The sequence below is a fragment of the Dactylosporangium sp. NBC_01737 genome (assembly GCF_035963215.1).
Taxonomy (GTDB): Bacteria; Actinomycetota; Actinomycetes; order Mycobacteriales; family Micromonosporaceae; genus Dactylosporangium.
In genome coordinates, this window is sequence record NZ_CP109153.1 from 500,849 (window position 1) to 516,349 (window position 15,501).

A 15,501-nucleotide genomic window follows, 5' to 3' on the forward strand; every position below is an offset into this window, starting at 1 on the left:
CGTCGCTACCCAACGAAACGACCCGCACACTGAACGCGTGCCGAACCTGACCGCCCCCGCATACGTCCCCTGGACCGCACCGACCGCGTCGGGTCCGGTCACGGCCACCGTGCGACTGCCCGGTTCGAAGTCGATGACGGCAAGAGCCCTGGTCCTCGGCGCGCTGTCCCTCGGTGCCAGCACCCTGCGCGCACCGCTGCGGGCCCGTGACACCGAGCTCATGGCCGCCGGCCTGCGCGCCATGGGCTGCCACGTGTCCACCTCCGACGACAACCTGTGGCTGTTGCGGCCCCGTCCCCTCGGCGGGCCCGCCCGGGTCGACGTCGGGGCCGCCGGCACGGTGCTGCGGTTCCTGCCGCCGGTCGCCGGGCTCGCCGACGGTGCGGTCACGTTCGACGGCGACGAGCGCACCCGTACCCGGCCGATGGCGCCGCTGATCGGCGCGCTGCGCTACCTGGGCGCCCGGGTCGACTACGCCACGGGCCTGCCGCTGACGGTGCACGGCATCGGCCGCGTCACCGGGGGCGAGGTGACCATCGACGCGTCCGCCTCCAGTCAGCTGCTCTCGGGGCTGCTGCTGTCCGCGCCGGAGTTCGACCGGGGCGTCGTGGTGCGCCATGCCGGCCCGCCGGTGCCGCGCGCGCCGCACCTGCGCATGACGGTGCAGATGCTGCGCGCCGCCGGCGCCGGCATCGACGACAGCAGGCCAGACGTCTGGGTCGTCGAGCCGGGCCGGCTCAACGGCCGCGCCTGGGACATCGAGCCCGACCTGCTGGGCGCCGCGCCGTTCCTCGCCGCGGCGCTCATCACCGGCGGCACCGTGACCGTCGCCGGCTGGCCGCCGCGCTCCGGCGTCCAGCCCGGCGGGCGCCTGCTGGACCTGCTGCGGCAGATGGGCGGCTCACCCACGCTCACCCGGCAGGGCCTGGTGATGCGGGGGACCGGCACCGTCCACGGCCTCACCGCGGACCTGACCGACGTCGCGGAGCTGGCGCCGGTGCTCGCCGCGCTCGCCGCCGTCGCGGACTCCCCCTCGTACCTGTACGGCATCGCCCACCTGGGCACGCACGAGACCGATCGGATCGCCGCGCTCGTCACGGGCCTGACGAGCCTCGGCGCCGATGTGGCGAAGGACCACGACGGCCTGCGGATCCGGCCCCGCCCGCTGCGCGGCACCACGTTCGCCACCCACGACGACCACCGCCTCGCGCACGCCGCAGCCGTCGTCGGGCTCGCCGTCAACGGGGTGCACCTCGACGACGTGACATGCACCGCGAAGACACTGCCGGAATTTCCCCGGCTATGGTCAACGATGGTGGACGGCACGGGATCGTTTGGGGGGCAGGACTGACGCGCAAGCGCGAGTACGACGAGGATGACGTCCGGGTCCGCCCGAGCCGGTCCTCGCGACCCCGCACGCGCACCCGCCCCAAGCACAGCGACGCCGTCGAGGGGTTCGTCGTGGCGGTCGACCGCGGCCGGTACACCTGCCACGTCGCCGACACCGACGCCGTGGTCACCGCGATGCGGGCCCGCGAGCTGGGCCGCCGCGGCGTGGTCGTCGGCGACAACGTCCAGATCGTCGGCGACGTCACCGGCCGGCCCGACACCCTCGCCCGCATCGTGCGCATCGACGACCGCCGGTCGGTCCTGATGCGCACCGCGGACGACGAGGAGGGCACCACCGAGGGCCGCTTCGAGCGCGTCGTCGTCGCCAACGCCGAGCAGCTCGTCATCGTCAACTCGCTGCACGACCCGCCGCCGCGGACCGGGTTCATCGACCGGTGCCTCGTCGCCGCGTACGACGCGGAGATCGAGCCGCTGCTGTGCCTCACCAAGGGTGACCTCGCGGGGCCCGCCGCGGTGCTCGACTACTACTCCGAGCTTGACCTGCCGTATGTCCTGTGCCGCCCCGACGCGCCGCTGGACGACCTGGTCACCGCGCTGCGCGGCCGGGTCTCGGTGATGATCGGGCACTCCGGCGTCGGCAAGTCCACGCTCGTCAACCGGCTCGTGCCGGGCACGGACCGCGCGGTCGGCGTGGTCAGCGCCGTCGGCAAGGGCCGGCACACGTCCACCAGCGCTGTGGCGCTGCGCCTGCCGGCCGGCAGGGCGGAGGACGCCGGCTCGACCTGGTCGAGGCGTCGACCCGGTGCGCGCCCAACTGCGATCACACCGGCGCCGGCGGCGAGTGCGGCCTGGACATGCTGGTCGCCGAGGGCGGCGCGGACGCGCGGCGGCTCGCCTCGTTCCGCCGGCTCCTCGCCTCCAAGGAGGGCTCCCCCGACCCGCAGGAGACCGTGGAGTCCCCGGAGGCATGAAGCCCGGGGTTACAGGGTGACCGGGCCGCCGGTGCGCCAGTAGGTGCCGTCGGCGCGGGAGAGCAGGTCGCTGTCGACCAGGTAGCGGCGCAGGGCGGCGTAGTCCTCGAACCAGGCCCGCAGCACCGCGTTGACCTCGCGCTCCGGATACCGGACGCCGGGCTCGAACGCGGCGGCGATGTGCTCCAGGACCACCATGCGCTTGCCGTGCGCGGCGGGCATCTGGGCCAGGCGGCCGTCGACGATGAAGGTGCGCAGGATCTGGTCCCGCTGGCGGTCGGCGTCCATGGGCTCGACGGCGGCCGGGGCCGCGGCGTTGGCGCGGACGGAGTCCTTGAAGACCTCGACGTCGGCGCACAGGACGCCATCGACGACGGCCAGCAGGCCGCCCTGCTGGAGGCGGCGGACGGCGGCGGCGACGGTGCGGGCCGGCAGGCCGGTCGCGGACTCGATCGCGGTGGGACCCGGCGCACCGAGCACCACGGCGGCGTAGACGCGGAGCCGGTCCTCTTCGGCGAGAAGGCCGCACAGCGCGGCAGGCGACGTCGCGGTGTGCGCCGCGTGCGGCGCATCGGGGGTCCGGGGTGAGAATCCCCCGGCGGGACCCGCCGCGGAGCGGTGGGGCGGCTGGTGACTGCTCACAAACGGCGACAGTACTGCCAGAAGATGGCGATCGTCGGCTAAGTTTCCGCGCATGGCGCGTTACGCGGACGATCTGGCCCTCGCTCATATGCTTGCCGACACCGCGGACGCGATCGCCGTTCCCCGGTTCCGGGCCGTGGATCTGCACGTGTCGACGAAGCCGGACCTGACCCCGGTGACGGAGGCGGACACGGCGGTGGAGAAGGCGTTGCGGGCCACGCTGCAGCGGGCCAGGCCGCGCGACGGGGTGCTGGGCGAGGAGTACGGGGCGACGGAGGCCGCCGCCGGCCCCGGGACGCGGCAGTGGGTGATCGACCCGATCGACGGCACGAAGAACTACGTCCGCGGGGTGCCGATCTGGGCGACGCTGATCGCTCTGATGGAGGGCTCCCAGCCGGTGGTCGGCCTAGTGTCGGCGCCGGCGCTGGGCCGGCGCTGGTGGGGCGCGCTCGGTCACGGTGCGTATGCGGGGCGGCACACGGCCGCGGCGACGCCGATCCGGGTGAGCGGCGTCGACCGGCTCGCCGACGCCAGTTTCTGCTATTCGGACCTGGGCGGCTGGGAGGAGGCGGGGCGGCTCAACGGCATCCTCGACCTGACCCGCCGGACGTGGCGACAGCGGGCGTACGGCGACTTCTACGGGTACATGCTGCTCGCCGAGGGTGCCGTGGACATCATGGTCGAGCCGGAGCTGTCGCTGTGGGACCTCGCGGCGCTGGTGCCGATCGTCACGGAGGCCGGTGGCACGTTCACCGACCTGCAGGGGCAGCCGGGGCCGGGTGGCGGCAGCGCGATCGCTACGAACGGTCACCTTCACGAGGACGTTCTCACCCGTTTAGGCAATCCCAGATTGTCCGGTTTGTCAGGCTAAACCGAATAGTCCGCATGCCAGTGCCCCGAACCGGGTCTATCCTCTCCGGGTGGCATCTTGGAGTTGGTTCTTCCTCGGCGCGATGATCGCTGCCTACGGGGTGGCCAACCTGCTGCAGTCCGTCGCCGCCGCCCGCACCGACCTGCACCACGGGTTCCACCCGATGCTGCTGCTGCGGCTGGGCCGGCACAAGTCCTACCTGGTGGGGGTCGCCTGCCAGTTCGGCGGCTTCGCCCTCGCCTTCTTCGCCCGCCGGGATCTGCCGCTGTTCCTGGTGCAGTCCGCCATGGCGGCCGGGCTCGGCGTCACCGCCCTGCTCGGCGTGCTGATCCTCAAGTGGAAGCTGCCCAGGACCGAGCTCGCGCTGCTGGTGCTGCTCGCCTTCGGCATCGCCGCGCTGGTCCTCGCCGCGAAGCCCGCACCGTCCCGGCAGCTCGGCACCGCCGGCGTCGCCGGGCTCATCGCCGCGCTCGGCGTCATCGCGGTCGTGGGCTTCTTCGCCTGCCGGCTGCACGGCGCGCCCGGCTCGGTGGCGCTCGGCGCGCTGTCCGGCGTCGCGTTCGGCGCGGCGGCCGTCGCGTCGCGCCCTCTGGCCTCCGCCGACAACCTCGGCCAGTTCTTCACCGACCCGCTGTCCTACCTGCTGATCGCCCATTCGCTCGTCGGCCAGCTGCTGCTGGGCCTGGCGATGCAGCGCGGCTCGACCACCGCCGCGGTCGCCGCCATGGACGCGGCCGGTGCCGTCCCCGCCGCCCTGGTCGGCCTGCTGTTCCTCGGCGACGGCGTCTGGCCGGGCAAGGAGTGGCTGGTGGCGGCCGGCTTCGTGGTCACCCTCGGCAGCGTGATCGGCCTGAGCTTCTACGCCGAGCCCCAGCACCACCACCAGATCACCCGCGAGGCGAAGACCCTCGTGCTCAGCGGGATCCCCGTCAGCGCCAGGCGCCCCGTCGGCCGCTAGCGCCACACCGCCCCCTCCTGACGGGTGGTGTCGGCCGTTCGGGCACACCGTGCGGCAACACAGCCGACCCGACCCGCACCCCGGTATTCGTTCAGACCATCACCGCGCGACCGATCTGGTCAGTCGCGGAGTTTTGTCTGACGGCAAGCGGGACGGAGGCGGACGACTTGCTGACACGCACACTCAGCACCTGGTTCGCGGCCTGGATGGCGCTGCTCACCGTGGCGTTCTACCTGTGGCCCGGGCAGCACATGCTCTGGTGGGGCGCGATCGGCCTGTCCAGCACGGCCGGGGTCCTCGTCGGGGTGGTCGTGCACCGCCCCCGGCGGCGCTGGCCGTGGCTGCTGCTGGCCGCGGCGCTGGTCGCGTTCGGGGCCGGCGACTTCCTGTACAACCTGCTCACCGACGTGTTCGGGATGACCAACCCGTTCCCGTCGTTCTCCGACGTGCTGTACCTGGCGATGTACCCCCTCGTCGCCGGCGGCCTGCTCGGCTTCATCCGGTCCAGGACCGGCCGCAACGACCGCGACAGCCTGCTCGACGCCACGACGCTCACCATCGGCCTGGCGCTGCTGGCGTGGATCTTCCTCATCGACCCGTACGTGCGCAGCACCGAGCTGACGCTGGTGCAGAAGCTGGTCTCCATCGCCTACCCCCTCGGCGACGTGCTCACCCTGGCGGTGTTCGCGCGGCTGATCACCGGCGGCACGCGCCGCAGCGCGTCGATCGTGATCCTGGGCGTCGGCACCACCGGCCTGCTCGGCGCCGACGTCGTGTACGGCCTGATCCAGCTCAACGGCTCCTGGCACGTCGGCGGCCCGACCGACCTCGGCTGGGTGCTCTGCTACGCGGCGTGGGCCGCGGCGGCGCTGCACCCGTCGATGGTGGAGCTCACCGAACCGGCCAGGTCGCAGACCGTCGACGTCGGCGTGCGCCGCATCGCGCTGCTCGGCGCGGCGTCGCTGATCGCGCCCGGGGTGCTGCTGGTCGAGGCGAGCCTCGGCACGGTCCGCGACGCGGCCGTCATCGCCGTCATGTCCGGCGTCATGTTCGTGCTGGTGCTCGCCCGCCTCGCCGGGGTGATGGGCAACCACCGCCAGTCCATGGCCCGCGAGCGGGAGCTGCGGGAGGCCACCACCACCCTCGTCTCGGCCGCCGACGCCGCCGAGACCATGGCCGCCGTGCGCCACGCCGTGGACCGGCTGCTGCCGGACGGTGTCGCGCACACGGTCGTGCTGGTGCGGGCCGAGCGCGTCGACGACCCCGGCCTTGTCCGGGTGTCCGGGCTCGACCCGGCGGTCCGGGAGCTGCTGCGCGAGTACAGCTCGGCCCTGCGCCACCCGCTGGGCATCGAGCGCGACATGCTCTACGTCGGCGCCCCGACGGAGGCGCTGCAGGCGTTGCAGACCACGTTCGAGGTGCTCGCGTCGCAGGCGGCGATGGCCCTGGAGCGCATGACGCTGACCGCCGAGGTCAACCGGCGCAGCAGCGAGGCCTACTTCCGTACGCTGATCCACAACACCTCCGACGTGATCCTCATCGTCGACGAGCACGACCTCATCCAGTACGCGAGCCCGTCCGCGGGCGCCGTGTTCGGCGACGAGCGGCTCGCCGGCTTCGAGCTGTGGGAGTTCGTCGCCGCCGACGAGCGGCCCCGCCTCGCCGAGCTGCTCACCCAGGTCCGCGGCGGGCTGCACGCACACAACCAGATCGACCTGCGCGCCGAGCGCGTCGACGGCATCGGCCTGCTGGTCGAGGTCGACTGCCGCGACCTGCGCGACGACCAGACCGTCGGCGGCCTGGTGCTCACCGTGCGGGACGTGACGGAGCGCCGCCAGCTGGAGGAGCAGCTGATCCGCCAGGCGTTCCACGACGCCCTGACGGGCCTGGCGAACCGGGTGCTGTTCCAGGACCGGGTGGAGCAGGCGGTGGCCCGTTCCAAGCGCGACCAGCACCTCGATCAGGGCCTGGTCGGGGTCCTGTTCATCGACCTCGACGACTTCAAGATCGTCAACGACACGCTCGGCCACGCGGTCGGCGACGCGCTGCTCATCGCGGTCGGCGAGCGGATCAGCGGAGCGCTGCGCGACACCGACACGGTCGCCCGGCTCGGCGGCGACGAGTTCGCCGCGCTGATCGAGGCCGAGTCGATGACCGACCTGGAGCTCACCGCGGAACGGATCATCCTCGCGCTCGCCGAGCCGTTCGAGATCGCCGGCCAGGACGTCAACGGCATCTCCAGTGTCGGGCTGTCCACCACCGTCGACGCGAGCTCCGCCGAGGAGCTGATGCGCCAGGCCGACCTCGCGCTGTACGTGGCGAAGGGCGCCGGCAAGGGCCAGTGGCGCCGCTACCAGTCGGACCTGCACACGGCCGTGCTGGAGCGGCTGGAGCTGCGCGCCGCGCTCGACCAGGCGGTCAAGGAGCAGCAGTTCGTCCTGCAGTACCAGCCGATCGTGGACCTGGACACCGGCGCGCCGCTGGGCTTCGAGGCCCTGGTGCGGTGGAACCACCCGACCAGGGGCATGATCGCGCCCGGCCACTTCATCGAGGTGGCCGAGGAGAGCGGCCTGATCGTGCCGATGGGGCGGATGGTGCTGCAGCAGGCGCTGAACACCGTCGGGCGCTGGCAGCGCTCCACGGCGCCGGGCGCATTGCGCTACATCAGCGTCAACGTCTCCGTCAGGCAGTTCCGCACGCCAGGCTTCGTCGAGGAGGTCCGGCAGCTGCTGCGCGCCTCCGGGGTGGAGCCCGGCACGCTGCTGCTGGAGATCACCGAGAGCCTCCTGCTGCGCAACGACGAGCAGGTCAAGGCCGACTTCGACGCGCTGCGGGCGATGGGTGTCCGGCTCGCGATCGACGACTTCGGCACCGGGTACTCGTCGCTGTCATACCTGCAGCACATGCCGATCGACGTGCTCAAGATCGACAAATCGTTCATCGACGACATGCTGGGGTCCAAGCAGCAGCGGGCGGTCGTCACCGCCATCGTCACCCTCGCCCAGACGCTCAACCTGGCGGTCGTCGCCGAGGGCGTCGAGGAGTCCGCGCAGGCCGAGGCGCTGCGCGACATGGGCTGCCCGTACGGCCAGGGCTACCTCTTCGCGCGACCGCTGTCCGAGCCGGACGCGTTCGCCCTGATCCCCAAGGCGGCGCCCTTCGCCGCAATGGCCTGAATCACCTGACCGGACCGCAACCGGAACGGACCCACCGCGGCTCCGCGCGTCCATTGCAATGGATTGCATCACCCTTCGACGAAAGGCAGCAGGAATGACCGTCAGCCCGATGCACAGCACCAAGGCCAGCTACATCCGCCGTGACGGGCGATGGGCCGACCTGGAGCGACTGCGCACGAGCAGCCCGATGTACGACGCGACGATCGAGGAGATCGCCGGCCGCCGCATCCGGGTCGGCCAGCACTGGCTGTCTGACTTCGCCTCGTGCAACTACCTCGGCTTCGACCTCGAGCCGGAGATCATGGACGCGGTCGACCCGTACATCCGCACCTGGGGCACCCACCCCAGCTGGTCGCGGCTGCTGGGCAACCCCCGGCCGTACGTCGAGATCGAGGAGCGCCTCACCGAGCTGCTCGGCGCCCCCGACACGCTGCTGCTGCCGACGATCACGCACATCCACATGTCGGTGATCCCGATCCTCGCCGGCCAGGGCATGATCTTCCTGGACTCGCAGTCGCACAAGACGATCTACGACGGCTGCATGTACGCCAAGGGCCTCGGCGCGACCGTCACCCGCTTCCGCGCCAACGACCCCGAGCACCTCGAGGAGCTGCTGAAGGCCGCCCCAGCCGGGGTCACCCGCCTGGTCGCCATGGACGGCGTCAACAGCATGACCGGCCTCGCGCCGGACCTGGCCCGCTTCGCCCAGGTCTGCCGCGAGAACGACGCGCTGCTCTACGTCGACGAGGCGCACGGCTTCGGCGTCATCGGCGAGCGCACCGAGACCGAGACCTCGCCCTACGGCTCCCGCGGCAACGCGATCGTCAGGTACGCCGGCGAGACCTACGACAACATCGTGCTCGTCGGCGGCTTCTCCAAGTCGTACTCGTCGCTGATGGCGTTCCTGGCGCTGCCGACCTGGCTGAAGAACCACCTGAAGGTCGCCGCCCCGCCGTACCTGTACTCCGGCCCGTCGCCGACGGCGTCGCTCGCCACCGTCATGGCCGGTCTCGACGTCAACGAGAAGCGCGGCGACGAGATCCGCGCCGACCTGTACCGCAAGACGATGAAGGTGCTCGACCATGTCCGGGCGCTCGGCCTGTACACGCCGAACACCGGGACCACACCGATCATCGAGCTGCCCCTCGCGGCCGGTCAGGACGTCCAGGAGATCGGTCAGTTCCTGTGGGACCGGGGCATCTACGTCACCCTCGCCGCATACCCCCTGGTCCCGCGTGACCAGGTCGGGTTCCGGGTGCAGGTGACCGCCGCGAACACCGACGAGGAGCTCGACCAGCTCAACACCGTGCTCACCGAGCTGGCGGGCAGTTCTCAGCTGCGAGACGCCGCCTGATGGCCAGGCACCGCGCCCCGCGCGAGCTTCCCGGGCTGCTCGTCCCCCTCCGGCAGCGGGACTTCCGCCTGCTGTGGACGGGGATGAGCACCTCCCTGATCGGCGACGGCATCCTGCTCGTCGCGCTGGCCTGGCAGGTGTACGCGCTGTCCGGCGCGCCCGCGGCGATGTCGGTCGTCGGGTTCGCCCTCTCGCTGCCCCAGGTCGCCACGCTGCTGTTCGGCGGGGTGATCAGCGACCGGTTCGACCGGCGGAAGATCATGCTGTGCACCGACCTGGTGCGGGGGGCGGTGCTCACGGTCCTGACGGTGCTGAGCCTGACCGGCGTGGTGCAGGTGTGGCACATCGTGGCGCTCGTGGCGGTCTACGGGGCCGCCTCGGGCTTCTTCGGCCCGGCCTTCGACTCGATCGTGCCGCAGCTGGTGCCCGAGCGGGACCTGGTCAAGGCCAACGCCCTCGACCAGTTCGTGCGGCCGGCGGCGCTGCAGATGGCCGGGCCCTCGATCGGCGGCATCCTGATCGCGATCGGGGGTAGCGGGTTGGCGTTCGCGCTGGACGCTGCCACGTTCGCAGTCTCCGCCACCTGCCTGTGGCTGATGCGGCCGGTGGCCTCCTCGCAGGGGGAGGATGCCGGCTCGGTGTGGGAGGAGTTCAAGGAGGGCATGAACTACGTCCGCGGCAACGTGTGGCTGTGGGGCACCTTCCTCGCCGCGACCTTCGCCTACCTGCTCTTCATCGGCCCGACCGAGGTCCTGCTGCCGTTCGTGGTGAAGAACGAGCTGCACGGCAGCGCCGGCGACCTCGGCCTGGTCCTCGCCAGCGGCGGCATCGGCGCCATCGCGGCGGCCCTGATCGTCAGCCAGCGTGGCGTACCGCGGCGCTACATGCCCTTCATCTACGTCACGTGGACCCTGGCGACCCTAGCGGTCGCGGGGTACGGCATGGCCACCGCATCGTGGCACCTCGCCATCGCGTGCGCCCTGGTCAACGGCCTCGAAGCGGCCGGCACCATCGCCTGGGCGACGGCGAAGCAGAAGCTCGTGCCGGAGGAGCTGCTCGGCCGGGTCTCCAGCGTCGACTGGTTCATCTCGATCGCGCTGGTCCCGCTGTCCTACGCCATGGCCGCGCCGGTGGCCTCCGCGATCGGCGTGCAGAACACCCTCGTCGGCGCGGGCGTCCTCGGCGCGATCGTCACGTTCGCGTTCCTCTTCCTGCCGGGCATGCGCTCACCCGGGCGACTGGCGGTGAACCCTACGTGAGTGACCCCATCGAGATGGTGGACCGGCTCGGCATGGCGTTCCTGTCGCGGGACGTGTCCGCGGTGCTGGCGTGCTTCGTGCCCGACGACGACATCACCTACGTCGGCAGCGAGGCCGGCGAGTCGGCCACCGGCCGGGTATCGATCGAGAAGCTCCTCGGGAGCCTCTTCGCCCGGCCGCAGTCCTACAGCTGGCAGGCCACCGCCGCGACCGTGCACACCGTGCCCGGCGGGGCGTTCGTCCTGGCCGAGGCCGACGGGGAGGAGCACCACGGGAACGGGTCGGTGACCCCGTTCCCCTACCGGGTGACGGGGTTGCTGTCGCGCCGCGCGTCGGGGGTCTGGCTGTGGCGGGCCGTACAGGGCGCGGAGCCTACCTAAGGCCAGACTAACAGTGTTAGTTTCAGGGTATGCGTGCCGTCTACTTCGCCGCCGCCAGGCGCACCCCCATCGGGAAGCTGCGCGGCGGCCTCTCGCACATCCGGCCCGACGACCTCGCCGCCACCGTGATCCGGACCCTGGTCGAGGGCATCGATCCCGCCCGCGTCGACGAGGTCTACTGGGGCGCGGCCAACCAGGCCGGCGAGGACAACCGCAACGTCGCCCGGATGGCGGTCCTGCTCGCCGGGCTGCCCGAGTCGGTGCCCGGCGCCACCGTCAACCGGCTCTGCGCGTCCGGCATGGAGGCGGTCACCGTCGCCGCCCGCACCATCGCCGCGGGCGAGGCCGACGTGGTCGTCGCCGGCGGGTCCGAGTCGATGAGCCGCGCGCCGTTCGTGCTGCCCCGCCCCGACGACGCCCTGCCCAACGCGATGGCGATCGCCGACACCCGGCTCGGCTGGCGCCTGGTCAACCCGCTGATGAAGGACCTGCACGGGCTGCTGTCGATGGGTGAGACCGCCGAGGAGGTCGCCGCCCGCTACGACGTGTCCCGCGACCGGCAGGACGCGTTCGCGCTGCGCAGCCACCAGCTCGCCGCCGCGGCCCGCGACGCCGGTGACTTCGCCGATGAGATCATCCCGGTGGACGGCGTCACCGCCGACGAGGGCATCCGCGCCGACACCAGCCTCGCCAAGCTCGGCAACCTCAAACCGGTCTTCAAGGCCGGCGGCACCGTCACCGCCGGCAACTCCTCCCCGCTCAACGACGGCGCCGCCGGCCTGCTCCTGGTCAGCGAGGACGCGCTGCGCGAGCTCGACCTGGAGCCGCTGGGCCGCTACGTCGCCGGCGCCTCCGCCGGCGTGCACCCCGACGTGATGGGCATCGGCCCGGTCCCCGCCACCGGCCGGGTCCTGGCCCGCAGCGGCTGGAAGCTCGGCGACGTGCAGTCCGCCGAGCTCAACGAGGCCTTCGCCGCGCAGGCGATCGCCGTCACCGACCAGCTCGGCCTGGACCCCGCGATCGTCAACCCGTCCGGCGGCGCGATCGCGCTCGGGCACCCCCTGGGCTGCTCCGGCGCCCGCATCCTGACCACCCTGCTGCACCGCATGCGCCGCACCGGCGCGACCCGCGGCCTCGCCACCATGTGCGTCGGTGTCGGGCAGGGCACCGCCGTCCTCGTCGAAAGGTGATTCGAACCGTGACACCGCCCAGATTCGCCGGCAAGACCGCCGTCGTCACCGGCGCGGCGCAGGGCATCGGCCTCGCGACCGCCCGCCTGCTCGCGTCCCAGGGCGCCCGCGTCGCGCTGCTCGACCTCGACGCGGCCCGGGTGCCGGACGGGGTCGGCACCGCGTACTCCTGCGACGTCACCGACCAGAGCGCCGTCGACCGCACCTTCGACGCCGTCGTCGAAGACCTCGGCTCGCTCGACATCCTCGTCAACAACGCCGGCATCACCCGCGACAACCTGCTGTTCAAGATGCCGGTCGAGGAGTGGAGCTCGGTCCTGACCACCAACCTGACCAGCATGTTCCTGTGCTGCCACGCCGCGCAGCGGCACATGGTGCCGGCCCGCTCGGGTCGCATCGTCAACCTCAGCAGCCGCTCCGCGCTCGGCAACCGCGGCCAGGTCAACTACGCCGCGGCGAAGGCCGGCGTGCAGGGCCTCACCGCGACGCTCGCCATCGAGCTCGGCCCGTACGGCATCACCGTCAACGCCGTCGCGCCCGGCTACATCGCCACACCGATGACCGCCGCCACCGCGTCACGGGTCGGCAGCACCCCGGAGGACCACCAGAAGGAGGTCGCGGCGCGCACGCCGCTGCGCCGGGTCGGCCGGCCCGAGGAGGTCGCCGCCGTCATCGCGTTCCTGGCCAGCGACGAGGCCTCCTACGTCTCCGGCCAGACCCTCTACGTCAACGGCGGCGCCCGCTAGCCCTACTTGACGGTGACGTCCAGCTCGGCGACGTCAGAGGGTTTCCTGGCGTCGCCCGCGATGTCGACCACGCGCAGCTTGTACGTGCCGGGCACGTACTTGAACTGGAAGCCGAGGTTGCGGGCCGGCGCCAGGTTCTCCGAGCCGGACGACATCGCCTCGTTCGGCGCGGTCTTCGGGGCGACCTCGGTGCCGTCGGGCAGCCCCAGCCGGAAGTGCTCGGCCCCGACGTATTCGCTGCTCTTGCCGTTGTAGCGGATGTCGAGCTTGCAGGTGAACACCCGGTTCTCCTTGAGCGCCTGGCCGTTGTAGTCCAGGAAGCCGCCGCGCACGTCGCAGGTGGTGAACGTGACCTCGAGGTCGTGGATGGTGACCTTCTTGTCCTTGAGCACGTTGACCGGCTCGTAGGCGACGACCTCGCCGCCGCCGAGCGGGATCTTGGCCTGTGCCTCCTTGCCGTCGCCGATCAGCAGCGTCCCGGCGCCGATGCTGACCTTCAGCGGGTCGTACACCGCGAAGGAGACGTGGAAGTTGCTCTTCTGCCCGCCGGAGACCTGCGAGGACTCCTTGAACGAGCCCGAGTACTCCTGGCCGTCGAGCTGGAACGACATCCGCACGCCGTAGGACTGCACGGTGTCGTCGCCGAGGTTCTCCATCTGCACCTCGGCGACCAGCGGGTCGTCGTCGGCCTCGGCGTCGTACACCATCTTGCCGAAGATGAGCTTGACCTGGCCGTACCAGACCGCCTTGTTGATCTCGACGGTCTGCTGCTTCGCGCCCGGCTTGGCGTCCTTGGTGGAGGCAGGACCGGCCGCGTTGCCGGTGGCGCCGCTGCCGCCGCCCCGGTTGCCGGTGGCGCTGGTGGTCGGGTTGTCGGTGGCCTTGTCGTCGCTGACGGCGCGGTAGGTGGCGACGCCGCCGATGCCGAGCAGCAGGACCAGGACCAGCGCGACGCCGACGACGATCGCCGTCTTGCCGCCGCCGCTGCTGTTCGGCCTTCTGGGCGGCGGCGGGCCGAACGGCGGCAGGCCCGTCCCCGGCGGGGCGCCCGGCGTCGCGGGGGCGCCGACGTGACCGAACTGGGCCGTCGGTGCCGACGGCGGCTGGGCACCGAAGCCCGCGGTGGGCCCGCCGGGCGGCGTGAACGCACCGGCGGGCGGGAAACCACCCGGTGCCGCGGTCGGGAAACCGCCGGGGGCCGCCGTCAGGAAGCCCGGACCGGCCGCCGGGGAGACCGGCGGCCCGCTGGCCGGGGGTGCGCTGTGCGGCATGCCGCTGGTCGGCGGCGCCGACACGGGGACACCGGATGACGGCGGAGGCCGCCGATCCACGTGGGCGGGGACGACGCCGACCCGGCCGGCGACATCGGACCGGGCACCGGCGCGGACACGGGCGCCGCCGCACCCATCCCGGCGGCCGCGGCGACGGCACCGGCCGGACCGGAGACCGGGACTCCCATCGGGGCGCCCATGCCCGGCGGGCGCGGCCCGGACTGCGGCCCTGCCATGGGCGCCGGGCGGCTCGGCATCGCGGCGATCGCGCTGCCGAGGGCCACCACCAGCTCCGGCTGCTCGATGATCGTGGGGGCGACGCCGAGTCGCTGGTGCAGCAGGGTGCTGACCATCGGGATGCGGCTCGACCCGCCGACCAGGAACATCCCGGCGATCTGGTCGGGGCGCACGCCCGCGCGCTGCAGCGTGTTGGCGGTCAGGTCGACGGTGCGCTGCAGGTACGGCCGGGAGACCTGCTCGAACTCCGCGCGCGTGACGTGCAGATCGACCTCGAACAGCGGCACGTGCACCCCCGCGGACGAGGTGCGCGACAGCTGCTCCTTCGCGGTGCGCACGTCCTCGCGCAGCAGGAAGCTGCGGCGGCGGGAGATGTCGTCGGCGGGGTCGGTGAGCTGCCGCCACCGGTCGGCGTCGCCCATCGCGAGACTGCGGCCGACGTCGGTGAGCAGCGCCGCGTCGAGGTCGACCCCGCCCACGTCGGGCAGGCCGTCGCTGGCGAGGACGTCCCACCCGCCGTCCGGGCGTCGCCGCAGGACGGAGGTGTCGAAGGTGCCGCCGCCGAAGTCGTACACCACCAGGACCCCGCCGGGCGGGATCTGCCGCCCCATGACGGTGGTGAAGTAGGCGGCGGCCGCGATCGGCTCGGGCACCAGGATCGGCGCCGGCATGCCCGCGCGGGCCGCGGCGTCGGCGAGGACGGACCGGCGGTGGGTCGCCCAGTTGGCCGGGTAGGTCAGCACCGTGCGCACGGGCATGATGCCGAGCACCCGCGACGCCTCGTCGGCGGTGCGCCGCAGGACGGCCGCGAGCAGGTCCGACACCGGATACTCGCGGGCGCCGAGCAGCACCGTGCCGTCGTCGATGCGGCGCTTCGGGTTGGGCTCGAAGCGGCTCGGGTCGAGCCGGGCGCTGCGCTCCGCGTCCTTGCCGGTGAGCAGGTGCCCGTCGGCCTCCGCGAACACCGACGACGGCAGCAGGAAGCTCGCATCGAACAACAGGGGCTGGCTGCGACCGTCGGCAGAGGTCAGCGCCGCAACCGTGTGGGTGGTCCCCAGGTCGACGCCCAACTGCGAGTCGGATTGCCTCGTCACGC

At 72.4% G+C, this 15,501-nt stretch carries 12 protein-coding genes and 1 pseudogene; 10 read left to right on the top strand and 3 right to left on the bottom strand.

Annotated features, from left to right (window positions below):
* Positions 1–37 precede the first annotated feature (37 nt).
* The gene (aroA, locus tag OHA72_RS02305) at positions 38–1,351 is read left to right on the top strand and encodes a 3-phosphoshikimate 1-carboxyvinyltransferase (protein ID WP_327006212.1); all 1,314 of its coding nucleotides are present in this window, start codon (positions 38–40) and stop codon (positions 1,349–1,351) included.
* Positions 1,303–2,321, top strand: a pseudogene (rsgA, locus tag OHA72_RS02310) (ribosome small subunit-dependent GTPase A). The gene aroA and the pseudogene rsgA overlap by 49 nt, the downstream one beginning before the upstream one ends.
* Positions 2,322–2,330: 9 nt before the next feature.
* Here the strand turns inward: rsgA and OHA72_RS02315 are convergent.
* Positions 2,331–2,963 carry a DUF2087 domain-containing protein gene (locus tag OHA72_RS02315; RefSeq protein WP_327006213.1) on the bottom strand — a complete coding sequence of 211 codons (633 nt, stop codon included), beginning with the start codon at positions 2,961–2,963 and terminating at the stop codon, positions 2,331–2,333.
* A gap of 52 nt (positions 2,964–3,015) precedes the next feature.
* Here OHA72_RS02315 and hisN point away from each other — a divergent pair, with 52 nt between their 5' ends.
* The 8 genes from hisN (at position 3,016) to fabG (ending at position 12,897) form a co-directional block, all read left to right on the top strand.
* Positions 3,016–3,834, top strand: coding sequence for a histidinol-phosphatase (hisN, locus tag OHA72_RS02320; protein ID WP_327006214.1), 819 nt, complete (start codon positions 3,016–3,018; stop codon positions 3,832–3,834).
* Between the two features lie 82 nt (positions 3,835–3,916).
* A complete protein-coding gene (locus tag OHA72_RS02325; protein WP_327011421.1) occupies positions 3,917–4,792 on the top strand; it encodes a hypothetical protein in 876 nt (291 codons plus the stop codon).
* A gap of 167 nt (positions 4,793–4,959) precedes the next feature.
* The gene (locus OHA72_RS02330; protein ID WP_327006215.1) at positions 4,960–7,968 is read left to right on the top strand and encodes a putative bifunctional diguanylate cyclase/phosphodiesterase; all 3,009 of its coding nucleotides are present in this window, start codon (positions 4,960–4,962) and stop codon (positions 7,966–7,968) included.
* Between the two features lie 109 nt (positions 7,969–8,077).
* The gene (locus tag OHA72_RS02335; RefSeq protein WP_327006216.1) at positions 8,078–9,322 is read left to right on the top strand and encodes an aminotransferase class I/II-fold pyridoxal phosphate-dependent enzyme; all 1,245 of its coding nucleotides are present in this window, start codon (positions 8,078–8,080) and stop codon (positions 9,320–9,322) included.
* On the top strand, positions 9,322–10,581 hold the full coding sequence (locus tag OHA72_RS02340; protein WP_327006217.1) for an MFS transporter: 1,260 nt from the start codon (positions 9,322–9,324) through the stop codon (positions 10,579–10,581). The genes OHA72_RS02335 and OHA72_RS02340 overlap by 1 nt, the downstream gene beginning before the upstream one ends.
* Positions 10,578–10,961: a YybH family protein gene (locus OHA72_RS02345; RefSeq protein ID WP_327006218.1), complete on the top strand. Its 384-nt coding sequence runs from the start codon at positions 10,578–10,580 to the stop codon at positions 10,959–10,961. Before OHA72_RS02340 ends, OHA72_RS02345 begins: the two co-directional genes overlap by 4 nt.
* Positions 10,962–10,990: 29 nt before the next feature.
* Complete coding sequence (locus OHA72_RS02350; RefSeq protein WP_327006219.1) at positions 10,991–12,151, top strand: thiolase family protein; 1,161 nt, start codon at positions 10,991–10,993, stop codon at positions 12,149–12,151.
* An 8-nt stretch (positions 12,152–12,159) separates the two neighbouring features.
* Positions 12,160–12,897: a 3-oxoacyl-ACP reductase FabG gene (gene fabG, locus OHA72_RS02355; RefSeq protein WP_327006220.1), complete on the top strand. Its 738-nt coding sequence runs from the start codon at positions 12,160–12,162 to the stop codon at positions 12,895–12,897.
* Positions 12,898–12,899: 2 nt separating this feature from the next.
* On the opposite strand, the gene OHA72_RS02360 is transcribed toward fabG, so the two are convergent.
* Together OHA72_RS02360 and OHA72_RS02365 are read right to left on the bottom strand one after the other, a co-directional pair.
* Positions 12,900–14,192 (bottom strand): hypothetical protein, encoded by a 1,293-nt coding sequence (locus tag OHA72_RS02360; RefSeq protein ID WP_327006221.1) that lies wholly within the window; start codon positions 14,190–14,192, stop codon positions 12,900–12,902.
* On the bottom strand, positions 14,102–15,499 hold the full coding sequence (locus tag OHA72_RS02365; RefSeq protein ID WP_327006222.1) for an Hsp70 family protein: 1,398 nt from the start codon (positions 15,497–15,499) through the stop codon (positions 14,102–14,104). Before OHA72_RS02365 ends, OHA72_RS02360 begins: the two co-directional genes overlap by 91 nt.
* Positions 15,500–15,501 lie beyond the last annotated feature (2 nt).

Coding starts and splice junctions, on each gene's coding strand:
- OHA72_RS02325 (WP_327011421.1), top strand. CDS start 3,917: ATGATCGCTGCCTACGGGGTGGCCAACCTGCTGCAGTCCGTCGCCGCC.
- OHA72_RS02340 (WP_327006217.1), top strand. CDS start 9,322: ATGGCCAGGCACCGCGCCCCGCGCGAGCTTCCCGGGCTGCTCGTCCCC.
- OHA72_RS02335 (WP_327006216.1), top strand. CDS start 8,078: ATGCACAGCACCAAGGCCAGCTACATCCGCCGTGACGGGCGATGGGCC.
- OHA72_RS02350 (WP_327006219.1), top strand. CDS start 10,991: ATGCGTGCCGTCTACTTCGCCGCCGCCAGGCGCACCCCCATCGGGAAG.
- hisN (WP_327006214.1), top strand. CDS start 3,016: ATGGCGCGTTACGCGGACGATCTGGCCCTCGCTCATATGCTTGCCGAC.